This window comes from Palleronia sp., from assembly GCF_042089775.1.
In the GTDB taxonomy this organism is placed as follows: Bacteria; Pseudomonadota; Alphaproteobacteria; order Rhodobacterales; family Rhodobacteraceae; genus Palleronia.
The window spans coordinates 1-2502 of sequence record NZ_JBELKF010000263.1; the positions used below are offsets into that span (position 1 = coordinate 1).

The 2502-nt window shown below is 52.5% G+C and carries 3 protein-coding genes; all 3 read right to left on the reverse strand.

The window, feature by feature from the left end; genetic code table 11:
* Positions 1-219: 219 nt before the first annotated feature.
* Complete coding sequence (locus ACFDS3_RS20915; protein WP_375264247.1) at positions 220-882, reverse strand: hypothetical protein; 663 nt, start codon at positions 880-882, stop codon at positions 220-222.
* A 14-nt stretch (positions 883-896) separates the two neighbouring features.
* The gene (locus tag ACFDS3_RS20920; protein WP_375264248.1) at positions 897-1517 is read right to left on the reverse strand and encodes a 7-cyano-7-deazaguanine synthase; all 621 of its coding nucleotides are present in this window, start codon (positions 1515-1517) and stop codon (positions 897-899) included.
* Positions 1514-2502 (reverse strand): nucleoside 2-deoxyribosyltransferase (locus tag ACFDS3_RS20925; protein WP_375264249.1); only part of this gene is annotated, 989 nt, incomplete at its 5' end. The genes ACFDS3_RS20920 and ACFDS3_RS20925, both read right to left, overlap by 4 nt.

Consider the following 2502-nt stretch of genomic DNA (forward strand, 5'->3'; position numbering starts at 1 on the left):
AAGCCCTGAGCGCAAAATGTGCACCGCATTGTGCACCACAAAACCCCACGTGAACTGCTACCTTCGACCACGGTCAGCCTGATGTAGAGCTTCGTCAATCGCGCAGCTGAGAGGAGGCGGAACCAATTGGCATAAGGCTTGCGGAACACCGCGCCGCCTTACGAACCATCTCCTCGGACAATGGCTGCACGACAGCCTCGCAAATTTCATGAGTAGAGGTTATTCGATAAACGCGAACGACTGCTGTCGAGCTGTTTTTTTCGCCTGATGATACCAAATGCTTGCGTCAAACTCGCGTCGGGAGATCGACAATAAGTCCGCTGCAAAACCAAACACGTCGCGCAGGTAATCATAGCTAGCCCGTTCCAAGCCAGCAAATTCGGCGAAACTTCGAATATGCCGATCAACAGCAATGCAGTCCACTCCGACTAAACATGCCATATAATCAACGGTTTTAGGCCCAATTCCCCTCAGGCGCCGAATACCTGATCGGAAAGCGTCGCTCCCAAGAGCTGCACACAATTGATCTGTGCTATCAATTCCGACCTCAGTCATAAACTGAGCCAGCCCCTCGAAACGCGCGACCTTTTCGCCATGCTGCCATTGCAAGAACTCTTGACTTCCATGGTGTGCGATAACTTTATTTAGCGCACTAGTGGTCTCGGCATGTGGAAAGGTTTCAAGAATCGCCTCAACGCGCGGCTTTACAACTTTAGTATAGTTCAGCCCTGCTTGAAGGACAGAGTCGGCTAGTACTGCGCCCATATGATTGTAGGTAGGCCTGCGGAAGGTTCGCGATGTCAAAACGCCGGCTTGGCAAGCACGGTCTGCGATGCATCGCGCTGCGAACAAAGCGTCCGAACAGTCCGGTTGCTGTGACATTCAATCAAACCCGATCAGGCAACGCCTGCTTCAACCAGCGCCTTGAGCCTCTCTACGCAGTTGGGACAAGCACCGCAAGGGAAAGAGCTTGACGCCTGGCAGGAGAAGGTGCGGCCGATTGGCACCCCTAGCTCTAAAGCTTGTCGAACAACATCGCTCTTAGTTTTTTCTCGGAACGGCGCATGGAAACGTACAGCACCGACGCCCTCTGAAAGCTCATCCAGACCGTTCATGAATGCGGTACTGCAATCAAGCTCCTTTGCATGATTGCTGTTGATAAAGCCAGAATACACGTCGAGAACTTGCAGCGTCTGAGCGCGCGCCGCCGCCACGGCAAAGAACAGCATCGTACGGTATGGGATATAGAGATCATCATCGGAGATGGTCTCCTTCCAAAGGTCCGCTTCCACTATCATCCGCGACGACGAGTTTCTAAAAACATCTGAAATGTTCAGGCGCTCGGGCGGCAGCACCTGTTTTGGGAGGACCTCGTTTACCTTCGCCCATTCCGTCTCTACGCAGTGCTGGCCGTAGTCAAAGAAGATGGGACGAACCTCGACCCCATTCCGAGCCAAAAGATAACAGACGGTAGTTGAGTCGAGCCCGCCGGAAACCATTGCAAGAGCCTGCTTCATGGGCGCACGGCTCTCAGCCTAGATATAGCTTCGAAAATGCCATTTAAGCAGGCATCAAGCCTTTCAGAGTAGACCGTGCTTCCAGCTATCACCATGGTGTTGGCATTTTCTTTAAGTGGATCGTAAGTCACTACGGGTTTCCCTGCTGCGAGGGCTAGTCCGATTTCAACAAGAGTGCCAGGGTCGCGTTCTAAAGGTAGCGCAAAAACGAGATCACACTCGGCTAAAAGACCCAGATCGCCAAGATATGCAGTCCGCATATCGTGCATCGAACTCTGCAGTTCCAGCTCTCCATTCTCTTGTACCGGACGGCGAATCCGAAAGTTATGATAACCTAACGCCGCTAAAGCCTCCTCAATGTGCATCCGGTCGATATAGGAAAAGTCTGGGGCGGCGAAATATATTTGAAACTCAGGTCGGGCGTGCCAAGGCAGGACCGTTCCACCAAGGCCCCGCATTTGGTCGACGGTGAGGGCGAAGCTGCGCAGGACATCTCTTTTGAAGTCGTCCGGATAGGTTGTCTGGGCATAGCAGGTCGCAGCGCGCGAAGCTTTCCACGCGGCATCAAAGATGCCCCCGCCAAGCATGGACACGAATACGGCAGAGTAAACATCCCCGACACCTACCGAGTTGACCGTTTCACTTAGAAGGGCCGGAACCTCGTCTACACTATCTATGTCGACATCAAACACTCGGCTGCCTCCGCGATTCTCTTTTAATAGAATGGCTTGTGGCGACAGCTGACGGAATTCATCCAAGAGTCCGGACAGATCCTCTGAAGCTTTTTGCAGGAACATCGGGGACGAGGTGGATGTGATGATAGCTGCCAGCCTGCCCTTGAAAGAATCAAGCAATTCAAGGTCGGGGAGGTCATAGGCAATATCGAAACTTACCTGCACACTCTCGGAAAGTAGAGAACTCAGAGAAAGCAGATCGTACTTGCCTGGAAAGATCAGACAAGTTTTGAACTCCTCAAGACTCTCTA

What these genes read in the sequence shown, in the direction of transcription:
- ACFDS3_RS20915 (WP_375264247.1), bottom strand. Translation starts at nt 882, where the DNA reads ATGTCACAGCAACCGGACTGTTCGGACGCTTTGTTCGCAGCGCGATGC.
- ACFDS3_RS20920 (WP_375264248.1), bottom strand. Translation starts at nt 1,517, where the DNA reads ATGAAGCAGGCTCTTGCAATGGTTTCCGGCGGGCTCGACTCAACTACC.